23 protein-coding genes are annotated in these 23,848 nt (G+C 73.9%); 17 read left to right on the top strand and 6 right to left on the bottom strand.

Translation table 11 applies throughout. From position 1 onward, the window contains the following. From ABZV00_RS04920 to ABZV00_RS04910, 3 genes are read right to left on the bottom strand one after another with little or no spacing between them, the layout of a single operon-like run. Positions 1 to 3,387 carry an ATP-binding protein gene (locus ABZV00_RS04920; RefSeq protein ID WP_355601908.1) on the bottom strand — a complete coding sequence of 1,129 codons (3,387 nt, stop codon included), beginning with the start codon at positions 3,385 to 3,387 and terminating at the stop codon, positions 1 to 3. A 49-nt stretch (positions 3,388 to 3,436) separates the two neighbouring features. After that, a complete protein-coding gene (locus tag ABZV00_RS04915; protein WP_007466101.1) occupies positions 3,437 to 3,799 on the bottom strand; it encodes a hypothetical protein in 363 nt (120 codons plus the stop codon). Between the two features lie 13 nt (positions 3,800 to 3,812). Then, positions 3,813 to 4,127, bottom strand: a complete 315-nt coding sequence (locus ABZV00_RS04910; RefSeq protein ID WP_053654780.1) for a hypothetical protein — start codon at positions 4,125 to 4,127, stop codon at positions 3,813 to 3,815. 358 nt (positions 4,128 to 4,485) lie between these two features. Here ABZV00_RS04910 and folP point away from each other — a divergent pair, with 358 nt between their 5' ends. From folP to ABZV00_RS04875, 7 genes are all read left to right on the top strand, one after another. Continuing rightward, positions 4,486 to 5,355, top strand: coding sequence for a dihydropteroate synthase (folP, locus tag ABZV00_RS04905; protein WP_355601906.1), 870 nt, complete (start codon positions 4,486 to 4,488; stop codon positions 5,353 to 5,355). 112 nt (positions 5,356 to 5,467) lie between these two features. Further along, on the top strand, positions 5,468 to 5,833 hold the full coding sequence (folB, locus tag ABZV00_RS04900) for a dihydroneopterin aldolase (RefSeq protein WP_355601904.1): 366 nt from the start codon (positions 5,468 to 5,470) through the stop codon (positions 5,831 to 5,833). Then, on the top strand, positions 5,830 to 6,357 hold the full coding sequence (gene folK / locus ABZV00_RS04895; protein ID WP_355601903.1) for a 2-amino-4-hydroxy-6-hydroxymethyldihydropteridine diphosphokinase: 528 nt from the start codon (positions 5,830 to 5,832) through the stop codon (positions 6,355 to 6,357). Before folB ends, folK begins: the two co-directional genes overlap by 4 nt. Before the next feature lie 19 nt (positions 6,358 to 6,376). Beyond that, positions 6,377 to 6,916, top strand: coding sequence for a DUF3180 domain-containing protein (locus ABZV00_RS04890; RefSeq protein WP_355601901.1), 540 nt, complete (start codon positions 6,377 to 6,379; stop codon positions 6,914 to 6,916). Between the two features lie 120 nt (positions 6,917 to 7,036). Beyond that, positions 7,037 to 8,248 carry an ABC transporter permease gene (locus tag ABZV00_RS04885; protein WP_355601899.1) on the top strand — a complete coding sequence of 404 codons (1,212 nt, stop codon included), beginning with the start codon at positions 7,037 to 7,039 and terminating at the stop codon, positions 8,246 to 8,248. 53 nt (positions 8,249 to 8,301) lie between these two features. Continuing rightward, positions 8,302 to 8,610 (top strand): hypothetical protein, encoded by a 309-nt coding sequence (locus ABZV00_RS04880; protein WP_328421218.1) that lies wholly within the window; start codon positions 8,302 to 8,304, stop codon positions 8,608 to 8,610. 56 nt (positions 8,611 to 8,666) lie between these two features. Further along, positions 8,667 to 9,167: a hypothetical protein gene (locus tag ABZV00_RS04875; protein WP_355601897.1), complete on the top strand. Its 501-nt coding sequence runs from the start codon at positions 8,667 to 8,669 to the stop codon at positions 9,165 to 9,167. A gap of 87 nt (positions 9,168 to 9,254) precedes the next feature. Here ABZV00_RS04875 and ABZV00_RS04870 read toward each other — a convergent pair whose 3' ends face one another. Further along, positions 9,255 to 10,259, bottom strand: a complete 1,005-nt coding sequence (locus ABZV00_RS04870; protein WP_328421214.1) for an ABC transporter ATP-binding protein — start codon at positions 10,257 to 10,259, stop codon at positions 9,255 to 9,257. A gap of 2 nt (positions 10,260 to 10,261) precedes the next feature. Between ABZV00_RS04870 and ABZV00_RS04865 the strand changes: the two genes are divergently transcribed. The 4 genes from ABZV00_RS04865 (at position 10,262) to ABZV00_RS04850 (ending at position 14,749) form a co-directional block, all read left to right on the top strand. Next, on the top strand, positions 10,262 to 10,948 hold the full coding sequence (locus ABZV00_RS04865) for an ABC transporter permease (protein ID WP_328421212.1): 687 nt from the start codon (positions 10,262 to 10,264) through the stop codon (positions 10,946 to 10,948). Next, positions 10,945 to 11,682, top strand: coding sequence for an ABC transporter permease (locus ABZV00_RS04860; protein WP_355601894.1), 738 nt, complete (start codon positions 10,945 to 10,947; stop codon positions 11,680 to 11,682). The genes ABZV00_RS04865 and ABZV00_RS04860 overlap by 4 nt, the downstream gene beginning before the upstream one ends. Before the next feature lie 226 nt (positions 11,683 to 11,908). Then, positions 11,909 to 12,913, top strand: a complete 1,005-nt coding sequence (locus tag ABZV00_RS04855; RefSeq protein WP_355601892.1) for a glycine betaine ABC transporter substrate-binding protein — start codon at positions 11,909 to 11,911, stop codon at positions 12,911 to 12,913. A gap of 111 nt (positions 12,914 to 13,024) precedes the next feature. Continuing rightward, complete coding sequence (locus tag ABZV00_RS04850; RefSeq protein WP_355601890.1) at positions 13,025 to 14,749, top strand: hypothetical protein; 1,725 nt, start codon at positions 13,025 to 13,027, stop codon at positions 14,747 to 14,749. A gap of 10 nt (positions 14,750 to 14,759) precedes the next feature. On the opposite strand, the gene ABZV00_RS04845 is transcribed toward ABZV00_RS04850, so the two are convergent. Both ABZV00_RS04845 and ABZV00_RS04840 read right to left on the bottom strand, forming a co-directional pair. Continuing rightward, the gene (locus tag ABZV00_RS04845) at positions 14,760 to 15,947 is read right to left on the bottom strand and encodes an NADH-quinone oxidoreductase subunit D (RefSeq protein WP_355601888.1); all 1,188 of its coding nucleotides are present in this window, start codon (positions 15,945 to 15,947) and stop codon (positions 14,760 to 14,762) included. Next, positions 15,944 to 17,182: an SAM-dependent methyltransferase gene (locus ABZV00_RS04840; protein ID WP_355601886.1), complete on the bottom strand. Its 1,239-nt coding sequence runs from the start codon at positions 17,180 to 17,182 to the stop codon at positions 15,944 to 15,946. The genes ABZV00_RS04845 and ABZV00_RS04840 overlap by 4 nt, the downstream gene beginning before the upstream one ends. 54 nt (positions 17,183 to 17,236) lie before the next feature. On the opposite strand from ABZV00_RS04840, the gene ABZV00_RS04835 reads away from it, so the two are divergent. The 6 genes from ABZV00_RS04835 to ABZV00_RS04810 all read left to right on the top strand — a co-directional run bounded on the left by ABZV00_RS04835 (position 17,237) and on the right by ABZV00_RS04810 (position 23,829). Further along, positions 17,237 to 18,523: a phytase gene (locus ABZV00_RS04835; RefSeq protein ID WP_355601884.1), complete on the top strand. Its 1,287-nt coding sequence runs from the start codon at positions 17,237 to 17,239 to the stop codon at positions 18,521 to 18,523. A gap of 155 nt (positions 18,524 to 18,678) precedes the next feature. Next, a complete protein-coding gene (locus ABZV00_RS04830) occupies positions 18,679 to 19,659 on the top strand; it encodes a Rossmann-like and DUF2520 domain-containing protein (protein WP_355601882.1) in 981 nt (326 codons plus the stop codon). Between the two features lie 55 nt (positions 19,660 to 19,714). After that, positions 19,715 to 20,563: a pantoate--beta-alanine ligase gene (panC, locus tag ABZV00_RS04825; protein WP_355601880.1), complete on the top strand. Its 849-nt coding sequence runs from the start codon at positions 19,715 to 19,717 to the stop codon at positions 20,561 to 20,563. 41 nt (positions 20,564 to 20,604) lie between these two features. Next, entirely contained in the window at positions 20,605 to 21,033 is a 429-nt protein-coding gene (gene panD / locus ABZV00_RS04820; protein ID WP_089018653.1) for an aspartate 1-decarboxylase, read from the top strand. A gap of 96 nt (positions 21,034 to 21,129) precedes the next feature. After that, positions 21,130 to 22,026 carry a septum formation family protein gene (locus tag ABZV00_RS04815; protein ID WP_355601877.1) on the top strand — a complete coding sequence of 299 codons (897 nt, stop codon included), beginning with the start codon at positions 21,130 to 21,132 and terminating at the stop codon, positions 22,024 to 22,026. Between the two features lie 108 nt (positions 22,027 to 22,134). Further along, positions 22,135 to 23,829, top strand: a complete 1,695-nt coding sequence (locus ABZV00_RS04810; protein WP_355601875.1) for an L-aspartate oxidase — start codon at positions 22,135 to 22,137, stop codon at positions 23,827 to 23,829. Positions 23,830 to 23,848: the final 19 nt, after the last annotated feature.

Below are 23,848 nucleotides of genomic sequence, written 5' to 3'. Positions count from 1 at the left end.
TCACGCCTCCAGATCCGGCAGGGGGATGCTCGGCAGCACTCCGGCCGCTGCGGCGATCGCGGCGGGCGTCGTGTCGAGGTGGTCCAGCAGCCCTTCGACGTACGAGACGTCGACCCGGACCTTCTGCACCCGCCCGTCGACGTCCCGCATCACGAACTCGCGGAAGCCGAGCCGGTTGGACGAGCTGGTGTCGGCGGCGGAGAGCGAGGCCAGGGTGGCTTCGTACCCGTCGTTGACCGGCACCCGCAGCAGGCGCAGCGCTTCGGAGGCGATCTCGGCGTCCTCGGCGATCCGGCCGACGAAGACGGTGGAGACGAGGTTCTGGACGTCGAGGCCGAGGATGTCGCGCGGATTCTGCGAGGCGACCAGCGCGGCCAGGTTCCACTTGCGGGAGTCCCGGGCGAGTCGGACCAGGAACGAACGCCCGGACCGCCAGCCCTCCATGAAGTGCGCCTCGTCCAGGCCGACCAGCTTGCGGGAGGACATCGACCCGCCGTAGCAGCGGCGAACGGCGAGCCGGTGCGCGGTGTGCAGCATCGGCAGGGCGAGCGACTCCTCGGCGGACCAGTACTCCCGTTCGATCTTGAGGTCGGGCAGTCGCAGCCCGGCCATGGTGATCACCGTGAGCGCCGCGTCGGCACCGAGCAGCCCTTCCGGCGGCCGGCCGAAGAAGAGCATGGCCAGCGGCATCTCGGCGGTGTCCAGCAGCAGGTTGGCCAGTTCCTTGCCGGCGTCGTCGTCGAGCCGCCCGAGGCAGCTCACCACGTCGTCCATGGTGGAGGTTTCCTCGGCGGGCACCTGGCGGACCGCGTGCCGGAAGAGGGTGGCGGTGGACGCCTCCCGGGCCACCTGAGGCGGCACGAGCATCATGCAGATGTCCTGGACCAGCATCCGCCGCTCGGCCCGCGCGTTGGAGACCGCGATCTCGAACTCCCGGTCGCCGGCGGCCCCGGCGCCGAACTCGCTGCGCAGCGGCGTCGGGATGAGCGAGTACGGCGCCAGGGTGCCGTGCTCCGAGCCGGTCAGGTTCAACACCCGGGAGTACGGCCGCAGCTCGGGCATGGCGCAGAGCCGGGCCAGCGGCCCGGACGGGTCGAGCAGGGTCACCTGGACGCCCCGCCGGGCGGCGAGATAGCCAAGTGCGCCGAGCAGGGTCGACTTGCCACCGCCCGGCTCGGCCACGAAGACCGCGAGCCCGGAGCGTTCCCGGACCTCCATGGGGAAGTGCAGGTCGAGGAAGACCGGGCGGCGGCAGGTGCCCGCGGTCCGGCCGATCAGGTCGCCCCGCCGGTCGCCCACGTTTGAGGCGGCCTGGGGGAGCGCGGCGGCGAGCAGCGGGACCGGCATCCGGCGGACGTAGCCGGTGTTGGCGATCGGCTCGCCGGGGATGAACTCGCGGGCCAGCCAGTCCTGGTTCTTCGGGTGCTGGAGCGAGATGCGCAGCTCCCGGGAGTAGAGCTGGATGAGCCGACGGGCCCGCTCCAGGCATTCCTCCCGGGTGCGGCCGCCGACCGCGATGCGGTGCCAGCCGTGCGCGCGGGCCGAGTCGACCGGCAGCCCGGTGGTCATCTCATCGCCGATCACAAGTGCCCGCTTGGCCAGCCGCTCCAGCTCCGGCGGCGCGTCGATGCCGTGTTCGGCGTAGTCGAGCTGCTGGGAACGGATCATGCGGAGCCGGTGTTCGAGATTGCGGAACGAGTCGTTGGAACCGAGGATGTCGACCCGGGTGGAGATCTCCATCGGCCAGGGCAGCCGCTCGTGGAAGTGCAGCCAGGGCTCGTGCCGTTCTGGGATCTCCAGGGGTTCCATCCGACCGACGGCGAGCACGGCCACGTGCCGTTCCTCGCCGGTCATCCGGTTGACCAGCTTCACCGTCGAGCCGTACGGGGTGCGGTAGCGCTCGACCTGTTCGGTCATGGCGAGCAGGTCGCCGCGCTCCCAGCGCCCGTCGGTCACCGGGGAGAGCCGGCCCGGCGGTGCCATGCACAGCGCCACCGAGCGGTAGAGCAGCCACTCCAGCTCCTGTGCGGTGACGCGTCGGCCGCGCATGCCGAACGCGCCGAGCACCTCGTCGAACTGCTCGACGGTGCGGCCCAGCTTGCGGCGTTCGCCGTCGGCGGTGCCGCGACCGAAGGTGCGTAGCAACCGTTCGGTGAGCGAGTCGCCGAGCGACCGGCGGGCGAAGGTGACGCCCAGGTAGGTCTGTCCCTCGGCATGGTTGACCGCCATCAGGTGCCGCTGGGCGGCGACCAGGTGGTCGGCCCAGCCGGCGGTGCCGGGCACGTCGGGCAGCGGTGCCGGGGTGTGCGCGTCGATGGTCCGTGCCCACTCGTCGGCGGGGAACGGACGGGTGGTGCGGCGCAGGTGCAGCCGGAAGCCGGCCAGGCCGGCGTACTGCTCGGAGATCGCCGACAGCAGCGCCTCGCGTTCGGCGTCCGGCCGGAAGGCCCAGCGCACCTCGGGCAGCCAGTACCAGGCGGTGACGGTGTTCGGGGTGAACGTCAGGTGGCCGGCGATCTCGGTGATGGCCAGCTCGACCGACGGGTCGCGGTCCCCGAACTTGATCTTCGGTGCGCGGACCCGGGTCGGCTGGGCAGGCCGGCTCGCAGCGCGCTGGCGGGGTGCGGCGATCTCCCGCCCGGTCGGCTCGGCACCGACCGGCGTGGGCAGGGCCGAGCCGGTCCGGGCGGCGCGGCGCGGTGCGCGCTCCAGGGCCGGCCGATCCGCCGGCCCGGCGCTGACCGACCCAGTCGGTGCTGGCGGCCGGTCCTCCGGCGCGGTGCTGGTCGGCGGCCAGGTCGCCGGACCGCTGGTCGACGACGCGGAGGTGCCCGCGGTAGCCGGGTTGGGCTCGGTCGGGGGGTGGAGCATCGGCAGCCGGTCGCCGGCCTGGTGCGGCACCCGGGACTCGATGGCGGGCTTGCCGGCCCCGCGCCGCGACTCGACAGGCCGCCCGCCGCTGGCGGGCTCGTCGGGTGTCCACCGTGGTTCCGGTTCGGGTGCCCGATCCGGTACCCGCTGGGCCGGATGGGTCGGCGTGGCGGCGGGCGGCTGTTGCGGGATCGCCGGCTGCTCCCGGGTGGCCGGGCCGGCCGGCACGGCTCGCGCCGTGCCCGGCCGGGACGCGCCGAAGAGGTCCAGGAACGGGGAGTCGATGTCGGCGTTCTCGCCGGCCGACACCGCGCTGGGCTCGGCGGGCGGTGTCCGGCGGGGCACCGGCCGGGGGGCCTGGAAGACGCCGACCGCGCCGTGCCCGGGCGAGGTCACCAGCGCGGGATCGAGCGCCACCTCATCCTCGGATTCGGCGTAGTCAAATGACTGCGCACGGTGACCTCCCGGTACGGCCGGACGGCCGGCCGGGGGACCCGGCGTGGAAGAGCGACTCATGCGACCGCCTCACCCGCGTCGTGCGACGGACTGATCGGCGTACGCCCGGTCATGCCAGCTCCTCCCGGATCCTGATCCGGCTGCCGACCAGGCGCGGGTCGCGCTGCTCGATCGCCGGCTCCCGGGTACGTCGCCAGTCGGTCAGCGCGGTGCGGATGACAACCCGCGCCGGCCGATCCGGGTCGACGTGCCGGAAGATGAACGACGTGGTCACGATGGCGAGCGCGATCTCCCAGGCCGGGAAGAGCTCGACCGTCAGCGTGAACAGCCAGTGGATGAACATGTAGAGGGGGACGAGCAGCATGAAGAGCCCGTACTGGGCGTACGGCAGGTGGACCGGAAGGGTGTAGCCGGGCGGCCCGAGGTAGACCAGGCGGGCCCGGTAGATGTCGTCGTCGGTGCGCAGCCGCATCTGGTGACCGCGCCTATTCGAAGATCAGGTCGATCAGGTAATCGCCGACGAAGAAGAGTGTGGCCGCGCCGGCGATGAAGGCCAGCCCGACGATGGCGATCGCGGAGCTGGTCAGCACCTTGGAGATCTCGCCCCGGCTGGCTCGGCCGATGAAGATGACGCCCAGGACGGCGAGCAGGATTGGCGCGATCTTGCTGGCGAAGAAGGTGACCACACCGTTGGTGTCGATCCCCTTCGGTGCCGGCTCGGCGAGCGGAGCCGACGCCAGGGTGGAGAGCGCGTGGGCGACGCCGGACGACGCCGTCTCCATGAGCTCGAAGGCGATCACTGGAACCTCCCCATATCGCGGCCGGCGGGTGCCGCGGCGGTGCAATAGGCAAGCCTGGCGGGAAATGTGCTCCGCAGGGCGCAGCGTTCTCGACCCTGCGTTCGTTACTCACCACGGAGAGTGGCGAGCTTTGGGCGGTTTTTCCCCGCTTCGGCCCTCCCTCCAGGCTTCGCCATCTCGATGCTGGCCGATTCCAAAGCGTACGGGCCGCCCCGGATTGCGACAAGCCGCGACGGGACTACCAGATACTGCCCGGACGACCGATCGTACACCTGTTCCAATCCGCACGTCAGGAGTGGTGGGGCGACGGCCGACCCGGGTCGGAGGGCACCGCCGCCGCGACCGGTACCGTCTAGCCGTGACCGATCTGGTACGGGCCCCGGGCCCGGTGGTGATGGGCGTCCTCAACGTCACGCCGGACTCCTTCTCCGACGGCGGACGGTACGCCGACCTCGATGCGGCCGTCGGACATGGCGTCCGTCTGCGCGACGCAGGGGCGCACCTGGTCGACGTCGGCGGCGAGTCGACCCGCCCGGGCGCGGAGCGGATCGACGCCGGGACCGAGGCCGACCGGGTGCTACCGGTCATCCGCGAGCTGACCGCCGCTGGCGTGCGGGTCAGCATCGACACCAGCCGGGCCCGGGTGGCCGAGGCCGCGCTGGACGCTGGCGCGGCGGTGGTCAACGATGTCTCCGGTGGGCTGGCCGACCCGAACATGGCCCGGGTGGTCCGCGACGCCGGCTGCCCCTGGGTGCTGATGCACTGGCGTGGCCACTCCCGGCAGATGCGCGAGCTGGCCAGCTACACCGACGTGGTGGCCGACGTCCGGGCCGAACTGGCCCAGCGGGTCGACGCGGCGCTGGCCGCCGGGGTGGCCGCCGACCGCATCGTCATCGACCCCGGCCTCGGCTTCGCCAAGACCGCCGCGCACAACTGGGAGCTCAGCGCCCGCCTGCCGGAGTTGCTGGATCTCGGGTACCCGCTGCTCTTCGGCGCCAGCCGCAAGTCCTACCTGGGCCGGCTGCTCGCCGCCCCGGACGACACGCCGCGACCCACCGCGCAGCGGGAGGCGGCCACCGTCGCCACCAGCGTGCTGGCGGTCGCGGCGGGCGCCTGGGGGGTACGCGTGCACGACGTGCGGGCCACCGTCGACGCGCTCGCCGTCTGGGCCGCCACCGGACGCCCGCACCTGGCCACCGCGCGGGTCGGTCACGGGCGGCCCGAATGACCGGCCCACGTCGGGCGCGCCGGTGCACTGCCGGACGCTCCGGCCCACGTCAGGCACCCCTGACAGGCGCAGGACCGACCGGTCGGGTGGCCGGTCGGCGAGAGAGGAAGCGATGACCGACCGGATTCAGCTGACCGGCCTGCGGGCCCGCGGCCGGCACGGGGTGTACGACTTCGAACGTGTCCAGGGGCAGGACTTCGTGGTCGACGCGATCCTCGAGTTGGACCTCGCCCCGGCCGCCGCCAGCGACGACGTCACCGCCACCGTCCACTACGGCGAGTTGGCCGAACGCCTGGTCGCGGTGGTGACCGGTGAGCCGGTGAACCTGATCGAGACCCTCGCGGACCGGCTGCTCGCGGTCTGCCTGGCCGACGAGCGGGTCGCCACCGCCACGATCACTGTGCACAAGCCGGAGGCGCCGGTGCCGCACACCTTCACCGACGTGGCCGTCACCATGACCCGGGCGCGTGCCCGGTGACCCGGGCCGTGCTCTCGCTCGGCAGCAACCTGGGCGACCGGCTGGGCCATCTCCGGACGGCCGTCGCGACGCTCGGCGACGCCGTGCTGGTGCTCTCCGGCGTGTACGAGACTCCACCGTGGGGGGACGAGGACCAGCCCGCGTACCTCAACGCGGTGCTGCTGGCCCAGGACGACGCCGCCGCCCCGCGCGACTGGCTGGAGCGGGCCCGGGCCGCGGAGCGCGCGGCTGGCCGGGTCCGTGACCCACAGCGGCGGTTCGGGCCGCGCACCCTCGACGTGGACGTGATCGCGGTCTGGGGCGACGACGACGAGCCGGTGCTCAGCGACGACCCCGAGCTGACCCTGCCACACCCCCGGGCGCACCTGCGCGCCTTCGTGCTGCGACCGTGGATCGACATCCAGCCGTACGGACGGCTGCCCGGTCACGGCTGGCTGACCGACCTGCTCACCGCCGGCCCCGCGGCGGAGGACGCGCTGGATCTGCGTCCCCGGCCGGAGTTGGCGTTAGAGTCGACGGCATGACCGAGCGGAGCCGGCCGGCATGACGCAGGCGAAGTCCCCACCACCGGGCGGGCCGGGCCCGGACCGGTCGCGGATGGGCCCCACCCGGATCTCCACCCTGGTCGTGGCCGCCCTGGCTGCGGCTGCGGTGGCCTGGCTGCTGATCAGCACCCTCTACTACAGCGGCATCCCCCGGCTGCCCTGGCTGCCGGTGGTGACACTGGCTGGGCTCGCCGTGCTGGAGGGGTACGCCGCAATCAACACCCGAGGTCGGATCGAGCGCAAGCCCGGCCGGGAGCCGGTCAACCCGCTGCTGGTGGCCCGGTTCGTGGTGCTGGCCAAGGCGTCGGCGCTGGCCGCGGCCATCTTCGCCGGCTTCTACGCCGGGCTCACCGGCTGGCTCTTCGTCGAGACCACTCAGGCTGCCGTGGAGGATCGGCCGGCCGCCGGAGGTGGCCTGCTCGCCTCGCTGGCGCTGGTCGGTGCCGCGCTCTGGCTGGAGCGCTCCTGCCGGGTGCCGGAGCGCCCGGACGACGAGCGCGACCCCGACCAGCGGGAGAGCCGCCCCGGCCAGCGCTGAGCAGAGGGGTTACGCCCGGCTCCGGGCGCGGGTACGGTGCCTGCGACCGGAGAGCAACGGCCGCCCCCGGTCCGTCCGCGCGCCGGACCAGGGAGGGCCGGCCAGCGGGGAGGCGGCGTCATGACGTACGAAGAAACGGGCCGGGACCGGTCGGTGGAGCCCTCATCCGGGGTCCCCGCCACCGTTCTGGAGAACGTCTTCGACGACCCCACTCACGGTGAGCCCGGTCGGGACCGGGTGGGCGTGCACGTGGTCTGGGAGATCCTGCTGCTGGCCGCTCTCGCCGCCCTGGGCTGGCTGCTCTGGCGGGCCGACCCGGCGGCGCTGCGCGGCACCGGCCTGCGCACGCTGCTGGTCGACGCGGTCGGGCTGGGGCTGCTCGCCCTCGCCGCCGGGCTGAGCCTGCGTACCGCCGCCCCGAACCTGGCGGTCGGGCCGATCGCGCTCGCCGCCGCACTGCACTACGCGGAGCAGGGCGACCAGGGCCTGCGGGACTCCCTGGGCCCGGCCATCGCGGTCGCCGCGCTGGGCGGGCTGGCGCTGGCGCTGGCCGTGGTGGTGCTGCACGTGCCGGGCTGGGCGGCCAGCCTGGCCGGCGCGGCCGGCGTGATGGTGTTCATCGAACGCCGGTCGGCGCCCGTGCTGGTGCAGGGCGACTACGACCCGGGGCGTACCGCCGGCTACCTCTTCGCCGGGTTCGCCGCGGTGGCGGTCCTCGGCGGGCTGTTCGGGGGGATCCGGGCGATCCGTCGGCTGGTCGGCCGGAACCGGCCGGTCGCCGATCCGGCCCGTCGCCGGGGTGCGGTGGCCGCCGTGGTCACCGCGGTCGCGCTGGTCGGCTCCACGGTGCTGGCCGCGCTCGCCGGCGTGCTGCTCGCCGCCAACGGCCCCGGGTCGGTCACGCCCACCCCCGGGCTGGACTGGACCGTGCTGGCGATCGGGATGGCCCTGCTGGGCGGCACCAGCGCGTTCGGCCGCCGGGGTGGGGTGTTCGGGACCCTGCTGGCGGTGGGCCTGGTCACGACCTTCCAGGCGTACGCGCTGGCGAGCGACTGGACGGTGGACACCTGGACGGTCGGCGGCGTGGCGATCGGCGTCGGGCTGCTGGTCACCCGGCTGGTCGAGACGTTCGGGCGGCCCCGGCCGGGCAGCACCGACAGGCCGGAGCCGGTCGGTGACGGCACGATCAGCACGGGCTGGAACGTGCCGCTGTCGCAGCCGGTCGACAACTGGCCCCCCACGCTGCCGACGCCGGCTGCGCCCCAACAGGCCGATCCGTGGCGGGACCCGCGCTGGGAGGACAGCCCGCGCCGGTGGGACGATGGCCGGTGAGCCGTGCCGCGTCCGCCGAGCCGGAGCTGATCTCGACGGTTAGGCTCGGCGGCATGACCGACACACCTGCCGCCACCCCCGGCGGATCCTCGTTCGAGGAGCTCGACGCGCTGTCCACCGAGGAGTTGCGGGAGCGGGCGTTCGCCCGGGCCCGGGAGCACCGCGACGTGGGGTTCTTCTGGTCGGTGCTGCGGCACCTGCCGAACGCGGACGAGGCGACGGTCCTGGACGGCGCGCCGAACTCGATCGGCCCGACCATCGACGAGGCCTCCGCGCTGTGGCGGGAGCTGACCGGTCATGGCTATGAGGAGTCGGCGCCACTGCTGCGGGCCGCCTTCATCGACTACCTGCAGAAGCACTGAGCCGGTCGGGGCAGCCCAGGTCCGCCCGGCCGGTTGGCTCGGGCCCTGGGCGGATCATGGCACTCTTCCACCGCTCCGGCCCGGTCAGCCGCTACGGGACGGCCGCCGGCACCGGGGCGCTCGCCGTGCTGCTGCTGGTCGGCATCGGCGGCAGCCCGGCGTACACCGGGTGGGCCGGCACTCAGACCGACCCGGAGTCGGGCGTCGCCTACTACCTGCGAGTGCTCGCCTGGCCGGCCTGGCGGCTGGACGCGGACGGCCAGGCCGGCGGGTTGTTCGCCGCCGACCTGCGGGCCGTGCTGCTGGTGGTCCTCGCGGTGGCCCTGCTGTACCTGCTGCCCGCCGCCCAGGTGGCCCGGGTGCCCGGTCCGGTCAGCCAGTTCTTCTCCGGCTGGGCCGCGTACGTGCTGGCCGGTGGGCTCGCCGCCGTGCTGGCGGCGCTGCTCGGCCCGGACCCGTCGCTGTTGGGGGCGTTGCAGGACGCCAGCGCCGGCGCCGGCTACGGCTTCCTCTCCGGCTGGATCATCGGCACTGCCAGCCTCGGCGGCCGGGCGTGACCCGACCGGCTGTGCTGGCCTGATCTGACCGGCGCGCTCGGACGGACACCGGCGGGGCCGCCCGTTCGAACGGTCGGTCGGCGCCGGTCAGCCCGTCGAGCGGCCGAGGTCGAGGAGACGCTGTCGGCTGAGCGCGCCCACCGGTCGGCCGTCGTCGGTCACCAGGAGCCGGTCCCGTCCCGAGGTGAGCAGCACCGCCAGCGCGTCGTACGCGGAGCCGTCCAGCGGCACGGTGGGCAGGTCCGCCGGGGCGTCGCCGGGCACCGGGTCCAGCGACTCCCGGTCGAGTGGGGTGACCGCCAGCCGGCGGATGCCCCGGTCGGCCCCGACGAACTCGCGTACGAACGGGGTGGCGGGCTCGCCGAGCAGGGCCGCCGGCGTGTCGTACTGCTCCAGGTGCCCGCCCTCGGAGAGCACGGCGATCCGGTCGCCGAGCCGGACCGCCTCGTCGAGGTCGTGGGTGACCAGCACGATCGTCTTGCGGACCTCGGCCTGGAGGCGGAGGAACTCCTCCTGGAGGCGGGCCCGGACGATCGGGTCGACGGCCGAGAACGGCTCGTCCATCAGCAGCACCACCGGGTCGGCGGCGAGCGCGCGGGCCACCCCGACCCGCTGCCGCTGGCCGCCCGACAGCTCGTGCGGGTAGCGGCGACCGAACTGGGCCGGGTCCAGCCCGACCAGGTCAAGCAGTTCCTCGACGCGGGCCCGGGTCCGGTCCCGCGACCAGCCGAGCAGCCCGGGAACGGTGGCCACGTTCGCCCGGACCGTCTGATGTGGAAAGAGCCCGACGTTCTGGATCACGTAGCCGATCCGACGGCGCAGCCGCACCGGGTCGACGTCGGTGACGTCCTCGTCGCCGAGCATGATCCGGCCGGCGGTCGGTTCGATCAGTCGGTTGATCATGCGGAGCACGGTCGACTTGCCGCAGCCGGACGGTCCGATCAACACCACCAACTCGCCGGCTTTGACCTCCAGGCTCAGCTCCCGGACGGCCTCGGTGCCGTTCGGGTAGCGCTTCTGGATGCCCTGCAGGGAGATCGACGCCGCGCGAGGGGACTCGGCCAGGCCGGCGGCCTCCGGGGTAACGTCCACGTATGTCCTTCCGCCTGAGCTACCGGGCCGACCCGGGTAACCCCTGGTTCTCCTGGCAGTACGTGCGGGACAACTCTGACACGATCCTCGCCGCGGTGCGTGAACACGCCTCCCTCACCGGGCGGGCGGTGCTGATCGCGGTGCTGATCGCCCTGCCGTTGTCCGTGGTCGCCTACTGGTTCCGCCCGCTGGCCGGTCCGATCCTCGGCATCACCGGTGTGATCTACACCATCCCGTCGCTGGCGCTGTTCGCGTTCATCGCGCCCTACCTGGGCACCGGCGCCACCACCGTGCTGGTCGGGTTGGTCCTGTACGCGCTGCTGCTGATCGTGCGCAACGTGGTGGCCGGGCTCAACCAGGTGCCGCCGGAGGTCCGCGAGGCCGCGGAGGGCATGGGCTACGGCCGGTGGGGGCGACTGTTCCGGATCGACCTGCCGCTGGCGATCCCGGGCATCCTGACCGGGCTGCGACTGGCCACCGTGTCGACGGTCGCGCTGGTCACCGTGGGGGTGCTGGTCGGGCACGGCGGGCTCGGGCAGTTGATCTTCGCGGGCTTCCAGAACAACCTCTACAAGGCCGAGATCATGACCGGCACAGTGCTCTGTGTGGCGCTCGCGGTGCTGCTGGACCTGCTGCTGGTCCTGGTGGCCCGGCTGGTCACCCCGTGGTCCGTCCGGGGCGCGCGGTGAGCGCCGCCGCGAACCCGGTGCACCAGGCGGTGCTCTGGCTCAACGACCCACTGAACTGGACCAACCCCGGCGGCATCCTGGACCGGCTCGGCGAGCACCTGGCGATCTCGGCTGCGGCGGTGGCGCTCGGCTGTCTGGTGGCCTGGCCGCTCGGGCTCTGGCTGGGGCACACCGGGCGGGGCGGCGGCCTGGTGGTGCTGGTGTCCAACGCCACCCTGGCCATCCCGACCCTGGCGCTGTTGACCATCCTGCCGCTGACCTTCCTCGGCTTCGGCCGTACGCCGGTGGTGGTGGCCCTGGCCGTCTTCGCCGTACCGCCGCTGCTGGCCAACGCCTACACCGGCGTACGTCAGGCGGACCCGGAGGCCCGCGACGCGGCACGCGGGATGGGCCTGTCGGGCGGGCAGTTGCTGCGTCGGGTGGAGTTGCCGCTCGCGGTGCCCTACCTGGCCGCCGGCTTCCGGACCGCCGCCGTGCAGGTGATCGCCACCACAGCGTTGGCCTCGTTCGTCAACGGCGGCGGTCTCGGCGAGATCATCCGCACCGGCTTCGGCCTGAGCATCGCGGCCGGCGGGGGTCAGATCGTGGCCGGCGGTGTACTGGTGGCCGGGCTCGCGCTGCTGGCCGAAGTGATCCTGGGCGGCGTCGAACGGCTGGTCACCCCCCGTCCGCTACGGCGCGGTCAGCAGCGCGCCGGGCGGCCCCGACCCGCCGACGCCACCGGCAGCGCCTGACCCACCCAGGCCCGTTCGGCGGGTTACCCGTCCGGGTGAGCGGTCGCCGAGCCGGCGACCGACGGCGGGCCGGCCGGTGACGATGCGGTGACGAAGCCCTCCCCAAGTTGTCGGTCGGTTGCGGACCATGTTGGGTGGATATTCGCGGGCGACCGACAGCCAGGATCGCCCGTCGGACACGCGGCCGGCCCGGGACGGGTCGCGCCGGGACACGGAAGGCGGGCACATGCGCGCAAAAACACGTCTGGCGATCGGCGCGGTCGGCGTCATCGCCGCGGCAGGGCTTCTGACCGGGTGCGGTGACGCCGGCTCGTCCGGCACCGACGCGCCGCAGGCGGGTGCCTCCGGGGCCGGGTGCGCCCCGGTCGCCGGCCAGCAGCTCATCGCTCTGCAGGACGACAAGAAGCTCCAGAACTCCGACAACGTCATTCCCGCGGTCAACAGCAAGGTGGCCAACCCGCAGCTGATCGCGGCACTGGACAAGGTCTCCGCCGCGCTCGACACGCCGAAGTTGGTCCTGCTCAACAAGGCGGTCGACACCGATCGCAAGACCCCCAAGGTGGCAGCCGAGGAGTTCGCCACCGCGAACAACCTCACCGCGGGCATCGCCAAGGGACCGGGCGGCGACATCGTCGTCGGCGCCGGCAACTTCAGCGAGAGCCAGACGTTGGCCGAGCTGTACCGGATCGCACTCACCGCCGCCGGCTACCAGGTCAAGGTTCAGCAGATCGGCAACCGGGAGCTCTACGAACCGGCACTGGAGAAGGGCGAGATCCAGGTTGTCCCGGAGTACGCCGCGACCATGGCCGAGTTCCTCAACACCAAGGCCAACGGCGCCAACCCCCCGCCGGTCTCCTCGCCCGACATCAACAACACGGTGGCCGCGCTCAAGGCCGAAGGCGACAAGGCGGGCATCACCTTCGGTGCCCCGGCTGCCGCCCAGGACCAGAACGCCTTCGCGGTGACCCAGGCCTTCGCCGACAAGTACGGCGTGCGGACCCTCTCCGAGTTGGCGGCGAAGTGCTCCGGCAATGCGACCGTGCTGGGTGGCCCGCCGGAGTGCCAGCAGCGTCCGTTCTGCAAGCCGGGCCTGGAGAAGACGTACGGGCTGTCGGTGGGCTCGTTCTCCTCGCTGGACCAGGGCGGGCCGCTGACCAAGAACGGGCTGCGCACCGGTGCCATCAGCGTCGGCCTGATCTTCTCCTCGGACAGCGCCTTCGCCACCAGTTGAGCCACCGCGTGGCGTGCTGACGACGCCCCCGCCCCCACCCGGGGGCGGGGGCGTCCGCGCGTTCCGGGGACCCGTTCCCTCAGGTGGGGATCGTCGGTAGGCTGCACAGCCATGCCAGCCCCGGTCACCCCCGACGCCCGGCGTCAATCGCCGCTGCTGACCATGCTCTTCTGGGCCGGTGTGGCCCTCGCCCCGGTGGCGGCGCTGATCCTGTTGGTCGCCGACGGCAACGGGCCGCTGCGCTTCGCGGCGGTGCTCGCCATCCTGGCGGTGGTGCTGATCGGCCTCTCCATCGCGCTGCGGACCGATGGGGAGGGTGCCTCGGCGCGGGCCGACGAGCTGCTGGACGAGATCGAGGAGCTTCGCCGGGAGTTGCGCACCGAGATCGTGGCCGCCGCGCAGCGCGGCAACCAGGCGCTCGACCAGGCGCAGCGGGCCCAGGAGGGGGTCGCCGCGGTCCGCCGCCGCCTCGACGCCAGCGGCGCCGCCCTCGCCGGTGCCACCCCCTCCGTCGACCCGGCCGGTGCCGGCCGGGCACGGGTGCCAGCCGCCGAGCCGGTGGACGCCGCTCCGGTCGCCCGCAGCCGGGTGCCGGTGCCCGGCGACGCCCCGGCCGGTCGGGGCCGGGTGCCAGGTCCGGAGGACGCCACCCCCCGGTGGAGCCGTCCCGAGCGCGCCGACGATGACGAGCCGGCGTACCCGCGGTCGGCCGCCGACGCCAGCGCCGAGTCGCCGGCCAGCGGCGGGCTGTACGGTGCCGAGCCGCCGACAGCCGGCGGGGTGTACGGCGCGCAGCGACCAGCCGCCGCCGGGTACGGGTCGGCCCCTCGCCCTCGTGAGCAGGACCGCCCCGAGCCGGCGCACCGGCCGCACGGCGTGGTCCGGCACACCGAGACCGTGCACGTGACCACCCGGCACACCGTGGTGGACGGCGGTCCGGCCGAGCCGGGAGCGCCGTACGGCGGCGGATACGCCGGCCAGTGGACCCCGCCGGCACGGGAGTGGGCCCGGCGCGGCGGCGCGGAGGAGCCTTCCCGGCCGGCTGACCGCTCGTGGGGTGAGCCCGAGGAACGCGGCCGGTCCGGCTACGACGACCGTGCCCGCCCCGCCGACGATCGCCGCTCCGGCGACGACCGGCCCTGGACCGCGCAGGCCGCGACCGGGGGTGAGCCCGGCTGGGGCGCCCGACCCGAGCGCGCGCCCGAGCGGCAGCACCCGGGTTCCTGGCCGAACCCGGACGACCACCACGACGACCGCGGCTGGTCGGAGCAGCGTGAGCCGGACCGGACGGCAGCGCCGCAGCCCGGGCCGGCCCTGCGAGCGGACGACACCGGCGAGTACTGGTCGCAGCTGCGCACCGGTGACCGGTGGGCGGCCGTCCGCGACGACGAGCACGGCCGTGAGCTGCGGGTCGGTGAGCGCCGGGCCGAAATGCACGCGGGTGCCACCGGCACCGAGTACCAGGTGGCCGACCGATGGGCCACCGTCCGCCACGAGGAGCCCCGCCGGTACGAGGACGCGCGCCGGTACGAGGACGCCCGTCGGTACGACGAGCCGCGTGGCTACGACGAGCGCGAGTCGTACCACCGGGACGAGCCGGCGCGCCGACACGACCGCGACGGCGGCTGGCGGGCCGAACCGGAGGACCGGCCAGCGCTGCCGGTCGGCGGCGTGCCGGTGCCGGACGAGTGGCGCCCCCCGCGCCAGCGCGGCCACCAGGCGGAACCCGCACCCGAGCGGGCCGGCCGGCGCCGCGTCGAGGAGCAGTACGGCTACCCGCCGCAGGACGATGCGCCGCGCGCTGGCGGCGCCCCGCCCACCGACCGCTGGCGCTGACCCGGTCAGGTCACTTGTCGATGTCCCCGACCACGAAGAACATCGAGCCGAGGATGGCGATCAGGTCCGGCACCAGGCAGCCGGGGAGCAGGGTGGCCAGCGCCTGCACGTTGGCGTACGACGCGGTGCGCAGCTTCAGCCGCCACGGCGTCTTCTCGCCACGGGAGACCAGGTAGTAGCCGTTGATGCCGAGCGGGTTCTCGGTCCAGGCGTAGGTGTGCCCCTCCGGCGCCTTGAGCACCTTCGGCAGCCGGGTGTTGATCGGCCCGGTCAGCTGATCCACCCGGTCCAGGCACTGCTCGGCGAGGTCCAGCGACGCGTACACCTGGTCGAGCAGCACCTCGAAGCGGGCGTGGCAGTCGCCGGCGGTCTTCGTCACCACCGGCACGTCCAGCTCGTCGTAGGCCAGGTAGGGGTCGTCGCGCCGCAGGTCCAGGTCGAGCCCCGAGGCCCGGGCCACCGGCCCGGACGCGCCGAACGCGGCGGCGTCGGCGGCGGAGAGCACGCCCACCCCCACGGTCCGGGCCAGGAAGATGTCGTTGCGCCGGATCAGGTGGTCCAGGTCGGGCAACCGCCGGCGTACCTCGCCTATCGCCCCGCGGGCCCGTCCGGTCCAGCCGTACGGCACCTCTTCCTTGAGCCCGCCCACCCGGTTGAACATGTAGTGGATCCGGCCGCCGGAGACCTCCTCCATCACCGCCTGGATGGTCTCCCGTTCCCGGAAGGCGTAGAACATCGGCGTGATCGCGCCGATCTCCAGCGGGTAGGAGCCGAGGAACATCAAGTGGTTGAGCACCCTGTTCAGCTCGGCCAGCGCCATCCGCAGCCAGGTGGCCCGCTCCGGCACCTCCATGCCCATCAGCCGCTCCACCGCGAGCACCACACCCAGCTCGTTGGAGAACGCGGACAGCCAGTCGTGCCGGTTGGCCAGCACGATGATCTGCCGGTAGTCGCGCACCTCGAAGAGCTTCTCCGCGCCCCGGTGCATGTAGCCGACGATCGGTTCGCAGGCGACCACCCGCTCGCCGTCGAGCACCAGCTTCAGCCGCAGCACGCCGTGCGTGGAGGGGTGCTGTGGGCCGATGTTCAGCACCATGTCGGTGCCGAGCTGCTCACCGCCGGTGTCGGCGACCAGGCCGGCCCCGGTGCCGACGGTCAGTTCACGGAGGTCCCCGGCGTCGGTGGTCATGCCCGTCATCGTGCCACGGCCGGCCCGAGCGGGATGCCGACCGGTTGGCGCAGCCACCAGTGCCCGCCGAGCCCGGCCGGGTCGGTCAGCTCGGCCACCGCCGACGCGGCGGCCAGTGCCCGCACGTACCCCGCCGGGTCGGTGCCGGCCAGGCTCAGCGGCGGTCGGCCGCCGTCGGCCCCGAGCGCCCGCAGCGCCTCCCGCTGCGAGACCAGGGAGTACGCACACCGGGCGACCGCCGCGCCAGCGGAGGCGACCGAGTCCATGGCCACGTGCGCGGTCACGTCAGCCGACCCGTCCGGCACCGGAGGCACCTGCCGCCCACCCCGGTACCCGGTCAGCGTCCCGTCCACCGGCCGCCCGTCCCGCAGGTGCCCATAGTCCACGGCCACGGCCATCCCTCGCTCGATTCTGCTTATCGCGTCCGCCCATGCTGCGTCCCTTGCCCGCCCGATCTCGGCTCGTGTGTGGTCGCTGTGGGGGGTTTCCGGGCAGCCCGGCCGGCTCCGGGCGGTCAGGCTTGATCCCTGCGCCGGCCGGGCTGCCCGGAAACCCGACTCGCTTCCGCTGGTCGCGGCAGTTCCGGCCGCCGCCGGATTCAGGTCACGGTCCGCACCAGGCAGGCTCGTGGGCCTTGGCCACCATGTCGTCAACCAGTCGAGATCATCAGGGCTGACGGGTTCCCCAACGGTCTCCGCCCCACTGTTCGGGTCGACCAGCAGGTACCGCCAGTCATGTCCGGTGTGCACCGCCACGTCCAACGGAACGTTGTCCAACCACTCGGTTGCCAGCAGCACCCCGTTGATGCCAGCAGGAATCGCGGACACCCACCCGATCTCCTCAGGCAGGTGTTCGGGGCGCGGTGCCAGCTCAACCGCCGTGAACCGCACGCGTTCCGCGAGCGACGGACGGACGGCGTCCGCCGACGGATCGTCGCCCGACGGCCGGGCAGCGGCGGTGGCGGTCTCGGATGCGGCGAACCCGGCGGCGTCTTCGGATGAGACGAGCCTGAGCAGGGTAAGGAGCAGCTCCCCTCGCCCAGCGCCGACGTCGACCACGGAGAGGCGGGAAGGGTGGCCGAGGGCCGTGTCCACCTCGGAGATCAGGCGCAGCACTGCGCTGGCGAACGCCGGGGAGGCGTGCACGCTGGTCCGGAAGTGGTCGGCCGGCCCGGCGCCGGCCACGAAGAAGCCGCCCGGCCCGTAGAGCGCCCGGCTCATCGCGTCACGCCAGGGAATCGACATCAGTTCATTCCGTGTTCAGGGTGCGTCACCGTGCCGACCCTACGGTCACCGGGTATGAGACGACTCGTGATCCCCGCGCTGGCGGTCGTACCGCTGCTGATGGCCGGCGCTCCCGCGACCGCCGCGCCGCGCCCCGCAGGGACCGACACCCCGCGCCCGGTCCGCGCGGTGGTCGAGACCCCCTCCCTCTTTGACGACGCGGCCGGCGGGGACGCCGACGCGGACGATCCGGCGATCTGGGTCAACCCGACCGACCGGGCCGGCAGCCTGGTCATCGCCACCGCGAAGAACGGCGGTCTGCGGGTGTACGACCTGCGGGCCCGCGAACGACAGGTGATCGCCACCCCGCCGGCACCCGGACCGGAGGACGAGGCTGGCCGGTTCAACAACGTCGACCTGGTCGGCGGGTTCCGGCTGGCCGGCCGGCGCGCGGACCTGGCCGTGGTCACCGACCGGGGGCGTGACCACCTGCGCTTCTACCGGATCGAACCGCGCACCCGGCTGCTGACCGACGTCACCGCGCCGGACGTGCCGTTCGCGTTCAACGCCGACCAGGCCGGGGTCAACGAGCAGCGCACCGCGTACGGGCTGGGCACGTACACCGACACCGACGGCAGCGTGTACGCCGTGGTGAGCCGGCGCAGCACCCCGGAGGTGGGGGTGTTCCGGCTGGTGGAGCGGGCCGGGAAGGTGAGCTACCGGCGGGTGGACCGGCTGACCCTGCCCAGCACGTTCACCCTGCGCGACGGCACCGCCTGGTCGCCGTGCACCGACCCGGGTGACGGCCCGCAGGTGGAGGGGACGGTGGTGGACCCGGACAGCGGGGTGGTGCACCTGGCCCAGGAGAAGGTCGGGCTGTGGCGGACCCGACTGGTTCACGGCCGGTTCGTGGGCGCACCGGTGTCGGTGGAGCGGGTCCGCGAGTACGGCGTGCCGGCGACGTACGACGCCGAGGAGGAGGACTGCGTGACCGACTACGCGGCCGATCCCGGTTTCGGCGGCCGGATCGCCCAGGACGTCGAGGGACTGACCATCTACCCCACCGGGCGTTCCACCGGCACCCTGCTCGTGTCCAGCCAGGGCGACGACACCTTCTACACCTACGACCGGCGCACCGATCGGCCGACGGGCCGGTTCGCGGTGGTCGACGGCCGGGTCGACGGGTCGCAGGAGTGTGACGGCGCGGCCGTGGTCTCCACCCCGTTGCCCGGCTACCCGGGTGGTCTGCTGGTGGTGCACGACGGCCGGAACACCCCGGAGACCCTGGGTGAGGACGGCGAGGCCCGTCCAGACACCGACTTCAAGTTCCTCGACGCCGGATTCCTCCGCCCCCGGCGCTGACCGTCGCGGTGGCCTCCAGAAACGTTCGGGGGCCACCGCGCCGATCCCGCCCGGCGGGGGTCGTGAAGGTTTTCACACATGCTTGTCCCGGTTCCCTGACCCGGGCGCATACTTGCGATCGACCGGTACCCCTTCTCGAGGACTGGATCGTCGTCATGAGCGCACCGTTGCGCCCGCGTCCGGCCGCCCCGCGCGGGGCCGCCGTACCGCAGGGCCGCGCCGTCACCGGCGCCCCGACTTCCGTTTCCTCTCGCTTCCTGACCGTCGGTGTCGTCGGCGCCGGACGGGTCGGTGCCGTGCTGGGCGCCGCGCTCGCCGCCGCCGGGCACCGGGTGGTCGCCGTCGCTGGCGGCTCCGGGGCCAGCCGCGCCCGACTCGCCCTGCTGCTGCCCGACGTACCTCGCCGTCCGGTCGCCGCCGCCGCCCACGCCGCCGCCGATCTGCTGCTGATCGCGGTGCCGGACGACGCGCTGGCCGGGGTGGTCGCCGACCTCGCCGACCGGGGCGCGCTGCGCCCGGGCCAGGTGGTCGCGCACACCTCCGGCGCGCACGGGCTGGCCGTGCTGGAGCCCGCCGTGGCGGTCGGCGCCCGGCCACTCGCCCTGCACCCCGCCATGACCTTCACCGGTACGCCGGACGACCTGGCCCGGCTGGCCGGCATCTCGTACGGGGTGACCGCCCCGGCGGAGCTGCGCCCGCTGGCCGCCCGGCTGGTCGCCGATCTCGGCGGCGTGCCCGAGTGGGTGGGCGAGGCGGACCGCCCGCTGTACCACGCGGCGCTGGCGCACGGCGCGAACCACCTGGTGACCCTGGTGAACGAGGCGACCGATCGGCTGCGCGACGCCGGTGTGGCCCAGCCGGAGAAGGTGCTCGCCCCGCTGCTGCGGGCCGCCCTGGAGAACGCGCTGCGGCTGGGCGACGACGCGCTGACCGGCCCGGTCTCCCGCGGTGACGCGGGTACCGTCCAGCGGCACCTGGCCCGGCTGGCCGCCACCGCCCCGGAGTCCGTCCCTGCCTATCTGGCGCTGGCCCGGCGTACCGCCGACCGGGCGATAGCCGCCGGCCGGCTCCGGCCGGTGGACGCGCAGTCGCTGCTCGGCGTGCTCGCCAGCACCAGCCGGGAGGTGGCGGCGTGAGCGTGAGGAGTGAGCCGGTCTTGCGAGCCCCGCAGTCGCGAACCGAGGTGGCGCTGTGACCCAACTGGTGCACACCCGCGCCGACCTGGCCGAGGCACGGGCCGCGCTGCAGGGCACCGTCGCCGTGGTGATGACCATGGGCGCGCTGCACTCCGGGCACGAGACGCTGCTGCGCGCTGCCCGAGCGCGGGCCGACCACGTGCTGGTGACGATCTTCGTGAACCCGTTGCAGTTCGGGCCGAACGAGGACTTCGACCGCTATCCGCGGACGCTCGACTCGGACCTGGAGGTGTGCCGGCGGGCCGGCGCCGACCTGGTCTTCGCCCCGTCGGTGGCCGAGATGTATCCGGACGGCCAGCCCCGGGTGCGGCTCGACCCGGGCCCGCGCGGCGCGGAACTGGAGGGCGCGAGCCGCCCCGGCTTCTTCCACGGCGTACTCACCGTGGTGTTGAAACTGCTCCAGCTAACCCGGCCTGACCTGGCGTTCTTCGGCGAGAAGGACTACCAGCAGCTCACCCTGGTCCGGCGGATGACCCGGGACCTGGACGTACCGGTCGAGGTGGTTGGCGTGCCGACCGTCCGGGAGCCGGACGGTTTGGCGCTGTCCAGCCGCAACCGCTACCTGAGCGAGCCCGAGCGGGCCGCCGCGTTGAGCCTGTCCGCCGCGCTGCTGGCCGGTGCGCGGGCCGCCGACGACGGCCTGGACGCGGGAGCGGTGCTGTCCGCCGCGCACGCCGCGTTCGGCGCCGGTACGCCCGGTGCCCGGCTCGACTACCTGGTACTCACCGATCCCGAGCTGGAGCCGGGGCCGGTGTCCGGGCCGGCGCGGCTGGTGATCGCCGCGTGGGTGGGCAGCACCCGGTTGATCGACAACGCGGCGATCCACCTCGCCCCCCGCCCCTGACCCGGCCGCACCCTTCACCACCATCGCGAAAGGCCACCCCGATGCTGCGGACCATGCTCAAGTCGAAGATCCACCGCGCCACCGTGACCCAGGCCGACCTGCACTACGTCGGCTCGGTGACGGTGGACGAGGACCTGCTCGACGCTGCCGACCTGCTCCCCGGCGAGCAGGTGGCGATCGTGGACATCACCAACGGGGCCCGGCTGGAGACGTACGTCATCCCGGGCGAGCGGGGCAGCGGCGTGATCGGCATCAATGGCGCCGCCGCGCACCTGGTGCACCCCGGTGACCTGGTCATCCTGATCTCGTACGGGCAGATGGACGACGCCGAGGCCCGGTCGTACCGGCCACGGGTGGTGCACGTCGATGCGGACAACCGGGTGGTCGAGTTGGGCGCCGACCCGGCGGCGGCGGCACCGGGCACGGCCGGCGACCCGGTGCCCAGCCCGTTGGCCGTGGCGAGCGCCTGATCCCACGCACGGCGATTCCGGTCTGTCACCGTAAGGTCATTTCCGGTTACCCTTGGCACGCCGTCGGAAGCTGGTCGGTGGCTGGGGGAGGCCGCGATGCGCCGTGCGATGACGACCCTGTTCGCCGCTGCTGTGACGGCAGTTCTGCTGGTCGGCTGCGCCGGGGCCGGCGGCCTGGACGGTGATCTGACCGACGACTGGGCGGCGCTGCCGTCGGCGGTGCCGTTCACCCCGGCTGCCGGCGTGTGTCAGGCCGCCGACTTCACCGACGTCGTCACCCTGGCCGGCTATCAGCCGGTGGACTGTGCCGGCCCGCACCGGGTGGAGACCGTGCACGTGGGGGCGTTCCCGGTCGAGCGGGCCACCGCCCCGGCCGGCGGCTCTGCCGAGCTGCGCGGCGCGTTCGCCGAGTGCGACACCCGGGCCACCGGGTACGTGGGCGACGACTGGAGGGCCGGTCGGTTGCGGCTGTCGGTGGCGCTGCCCTCCGGGCCGGGCTGGGCGGCCGGTTCCCGCTGGTACCGGTGCGATCTCAGCGAGTTGACCACGGTCGAGGCGGCGGCCGCCGTGGTGGTCCGGTCGGGCAGTCTGCGGGACGCGTTGAAGGGGGTCTCCGCGCTGCGGTTGGGCTGCCAGCAGACCCGCGGCGCGACCGTCCGGGGCGCGCAGACGCTGGTCCCGGTGGAGTGCGGTGTCCGCCACGACGCCGGGTTCGTCGGGGTGTGGCGGGCACCGGACACGCCGTACCCGACCCGGGACGCGGACTGGGCTCCGCTCTACACCGGCTGCCGCACGATCCTCGGCCGGTACGTGGGCGTGCCGGACGACGCCGAGCTGCGATTCCGCAGCGGTGTGGTGGTCCGCCCGCCGGGTGCGGGGCGCTGGCGGGTCGGCGACCGGGGGATCCGCTGCTACCTGTGGCTCAGCGACCGTACGGCGACCGGCTCGCTGCGGGGCGCGGGCCCGGCCGGCCTGCCGGTTCGGACGAAGTGACCACGGCCAACCGTCCGGCGCGGCAGGGCCGGCGCCGGACGGGGTAGCCCATACCACTCGTCGTGCCCCGGCCGCCCGGGGCGAGGACGGTTCGGGTTGACTGGGGGGATGGACCTTCCGACCGTCGACCTGCCGGCGCTGCCCCCGTTGCTGGCCGCGCCCGCGCCCGGCTGGGTGGAGACCACCGACGTGATCGTGGTGGGTTCCGGGGTGGCCGGGTTGACCGCGGCGCTGCACCTGCGCGAGGCGGGCCTGCACGTCACGGTGGTCACCAAGGTCAACATCGACGACGGCTCGACCCGGTGGGCGCAGGGCGGCATCGCCGCCGTGCTCGACTCGGGAGACACCCCGGCGGCGCACGCGTCGGACACCGAGATCGCCGGTGTCGGGCTCTGCGACCCGGCGGCGGTCCGGGTGCTGGTCGAGGAGGGCCCACTCCGGCTGCGGGAGCTGATCCGGATCGGCGCCGAGTTCGACCGCAACCCGGACGGGTCGCTGATGCTGACCCGTGAGGGTGGGCACCGGGCGGACCGGATCGTGCACGCCGGCGGAGACGCCACCGGAGCCGAGGTGCAGCGGGCCCTGCACGAGGCGGTGCAACGCGACCCGTGGATCCGGCTGGTCGAGCACGCCCTGGTGCTGGACCTGCTGCGTGCCCCCGGCGACGGCCCGGACGGGCTCGGCCCGGCCTGCGGAATCACCCTGCACGTACTCGGCGAGGGCAGTGAGGATGGTGTGGGCGCGCTGCTGGCCCGGGCCGTGGTGCTGGCGACCGGCGGGATGGGGCAGATCTTCGCCGCCACCACCAACCCGGCGGTCTCCACGGGGGACGGCGTGGCGCTGGCGATGCGGGCCGGCGCGGCGGTGACCGATGTGGAGTTCGTCCAGTTCCACCCGACCGCCCTGATCACCCCGTCCGGCGTGGGCGTGCCCGGTACCGGCCACGCGCAGCAGCCGCTGGTCTCCGAGGCGCTGCGTGGCGAGGGCGCGTACCTGGTGGACGCGGACGGCAAGCGGTTCATGGTGGGCCAGCACGAGCTGGCCGAGCTGGCCCCCCGGGACGTGGTGGCCAAGGGCATCCACCGGGTGCTGCTGGCCAACGGCGCGGACCACGTCTTCCTCGACGCCCGGCACCTGGGTGGGACCTTCCTGGCCGCCCGGTTCCCGACCATCGTGGCGTCCTGCCTGGCGATCGGCGTGGACCCGGCCACCGACCTGATCCCGGTCGCCCCGGCCGCGCACTACGCCTCCGGCGGCGTCCGCACCGACCTGCGCGGCCGCACGTCCATCCCCGGCCTGTACGCCTGCGGCGAGGTCGCCTGCACGGGCGTGCACGGTGCGAACCGGCTGGCCAGCAACTCGCTGCTGGAGGGCCTGGTCTTCTCCCGGCGAATCGCCGAGGACATCGCGGCCGGCCTCCCCGAGCAGGTCCAACCGGCGGACACCGGCGCCTGGCGCGGCGGTGCGGGCTGGGTGCTCCCGACCGAGACGACGCCGGCCCTGCAACAGGCGATGACCCGGGGCGCCGGGGTGCTTCGCTCGGCCGCGACGCTGGCCGAGACGGCCGGCACGCTGACCGAGGTGGGTGCCGCCCGAGGCCGACCGCGGACCGCCGACTGGGAGGCGACCAACCTGCTCACCGTGGCATCGACGCTGGTGGCCGCCGCGTACGCCCGCGGTGAGACCCGGGGCTGCCACTGGCGGGAGGACTTCCCCACGGCCGACGAGCGGTGGCTGGGTCACCTGGTCGGGTCGGTCGGGGCGCAGGGCCGGTTGACGCAGCAGTGGGAGGGAATGCGGTGAGCGCGAGGAGTGAGCCGAT

Source organism: Micromonospora sp. NPDC005173, assembly GCF_040608515.1.
GTDB lineage: Bacteria > Actinomycetota > Actinomycetes > Mycobacteriales > Micromonosporaceae > Micromonospora.
Note: the sequence above shows the minus strand (reverse complement) of the source record. Positions and strands in the feature narration are given on the sequence as shown.

What these genes read in the sequence shown, in the direction of transcription:
- ABZV00_RS04920 (WP_355601908.1), bottom strand. Translation starts at nt 3,387, where the DNA reads ATGAGTCGCTCTTCCACGCCGGGTCCCCCGGCCGGCCGTCCGGCCGTA.
- ABZV00_RS04915 (WP_007466101.1), bottom strand. Translation starts at nt 3,799, where the DNA reads ATGCGGCTGCGCACCGACGACGACATCTACCGGGCCCGCCTGGTCTAC.
- folB (WP_355601904.1), top strand. Translation starts at nt 5,468, where the DNA reads ATGACCGACCGGATTCAGCTGACCGGCCTGCGGGCCCGCGGCCGGCAC.
- ABZV00_RS04890 (WP_355601901.1), top strand. Translation starts at nt 6,377, where the DNA reads ATGACGCAGGCGAAGTCCCCACCACCGGGCGGGCCGGGCCCGGACCGG.
- ABZV00_RS04885 (WP_355601899.1), top strand. Translation starts at nt 7,037, where the DNA reads ATGACGTACGAAGAAACGGGCCGGGACCGGTCGGTGGAGCCCTCATCC.
- ABZV00_RS04880 (WP_328421218.1), top strand. Translation starts at nt 8,302, where the DNA reads ATGACCGACACACCTGCCGCCACCCCCGGCGGATCCTCGTTCGAGGAG.
- ABZV00_RS04875 (WP_355601897.1), top strand. Translation starts at nt 8,667, where the DNA reads ATGGCACTCTTCCACCGCTCCGGCCCGGTCAGCCGCTACGGGACGGCC.
- ABZV00_RS04865 (WP_328421212.1), top strand. Translation starts at nt 10,262, where the DNA reads ATGTCCTTCCGCCTGAGCTACCGGGCCGACCCGGGTAACCCCTGGTTC.
- ABZV00_RS04855 (WP_355601892.1), top strand. Translation starts at nt 11,909, where the DNA reads ATGCGCGCAAAAACACGTCTGGCGATCGGCGCGGTCGGCGTCATCGCC.
- ABZV00_RS04850 (WP_355601890.1), top strand. Translation starts at nt 13,025, where the DNA reads ATGCCAGCCCCGGTCACCCCCGACGCCCGGCGTCAATCGCCGCTGCTG.
- ABZV00_RS04845 (WP_355601888.1), bottom strand. Translation starts at nt 15,947, where the DNA reads ATGACGGGCATGACCACCGACGCCGGGGACCTCCGTGAACTGACCGTC.
- ABZV00_RS04840 (WP_355601886.1), bottom strand. Translation starts at nt 17,182, where the DNA reads ATGTCGATTCCCTGGCGTGACGCGATGAGCCGGGCGCTCTACGGGCCG.
- ABZV00_RS04835 (WP_355601884.1), top strand. Translation starts at nt 17,237, where the DNA reads ATGAGACGACTCGTGATCCCCGCGCTGGCGGTCGTACCGCTGCTGATG.
- ABZV00_RS04830 (WP_355601882.1), top strand. Translation starts at nt 18,679, where the DNA reads ATGAGCGCACCGTTGCGCCCGCGTCCGGCCGCCCCGCGCGGGGCCGCC.
- panD (WP_089018653.1), top strand. Translation starts at nt 20,605, where the DNA reads ATGCTGCGGACCATGCTCAAGTCGAAGATCCACCGCGCCACCGTGACC.
- ABZV00_RS04815 (WP_355601877.1), top strand. Translation starts at nt 21,130, where the DNA reads ATGCGCCGTGCGATGACGACCCTGTTCGCCGCTGCTGTGACGGCAGTT.
- ABZV00_RS04810 (WP_355601875.1), top strand. Translation starts at nt 22,135, where the DNA reads ATGGACCTTCCGACCGTCGACCTGCCGGCGCTGCCCCCGTTGCTGGCC.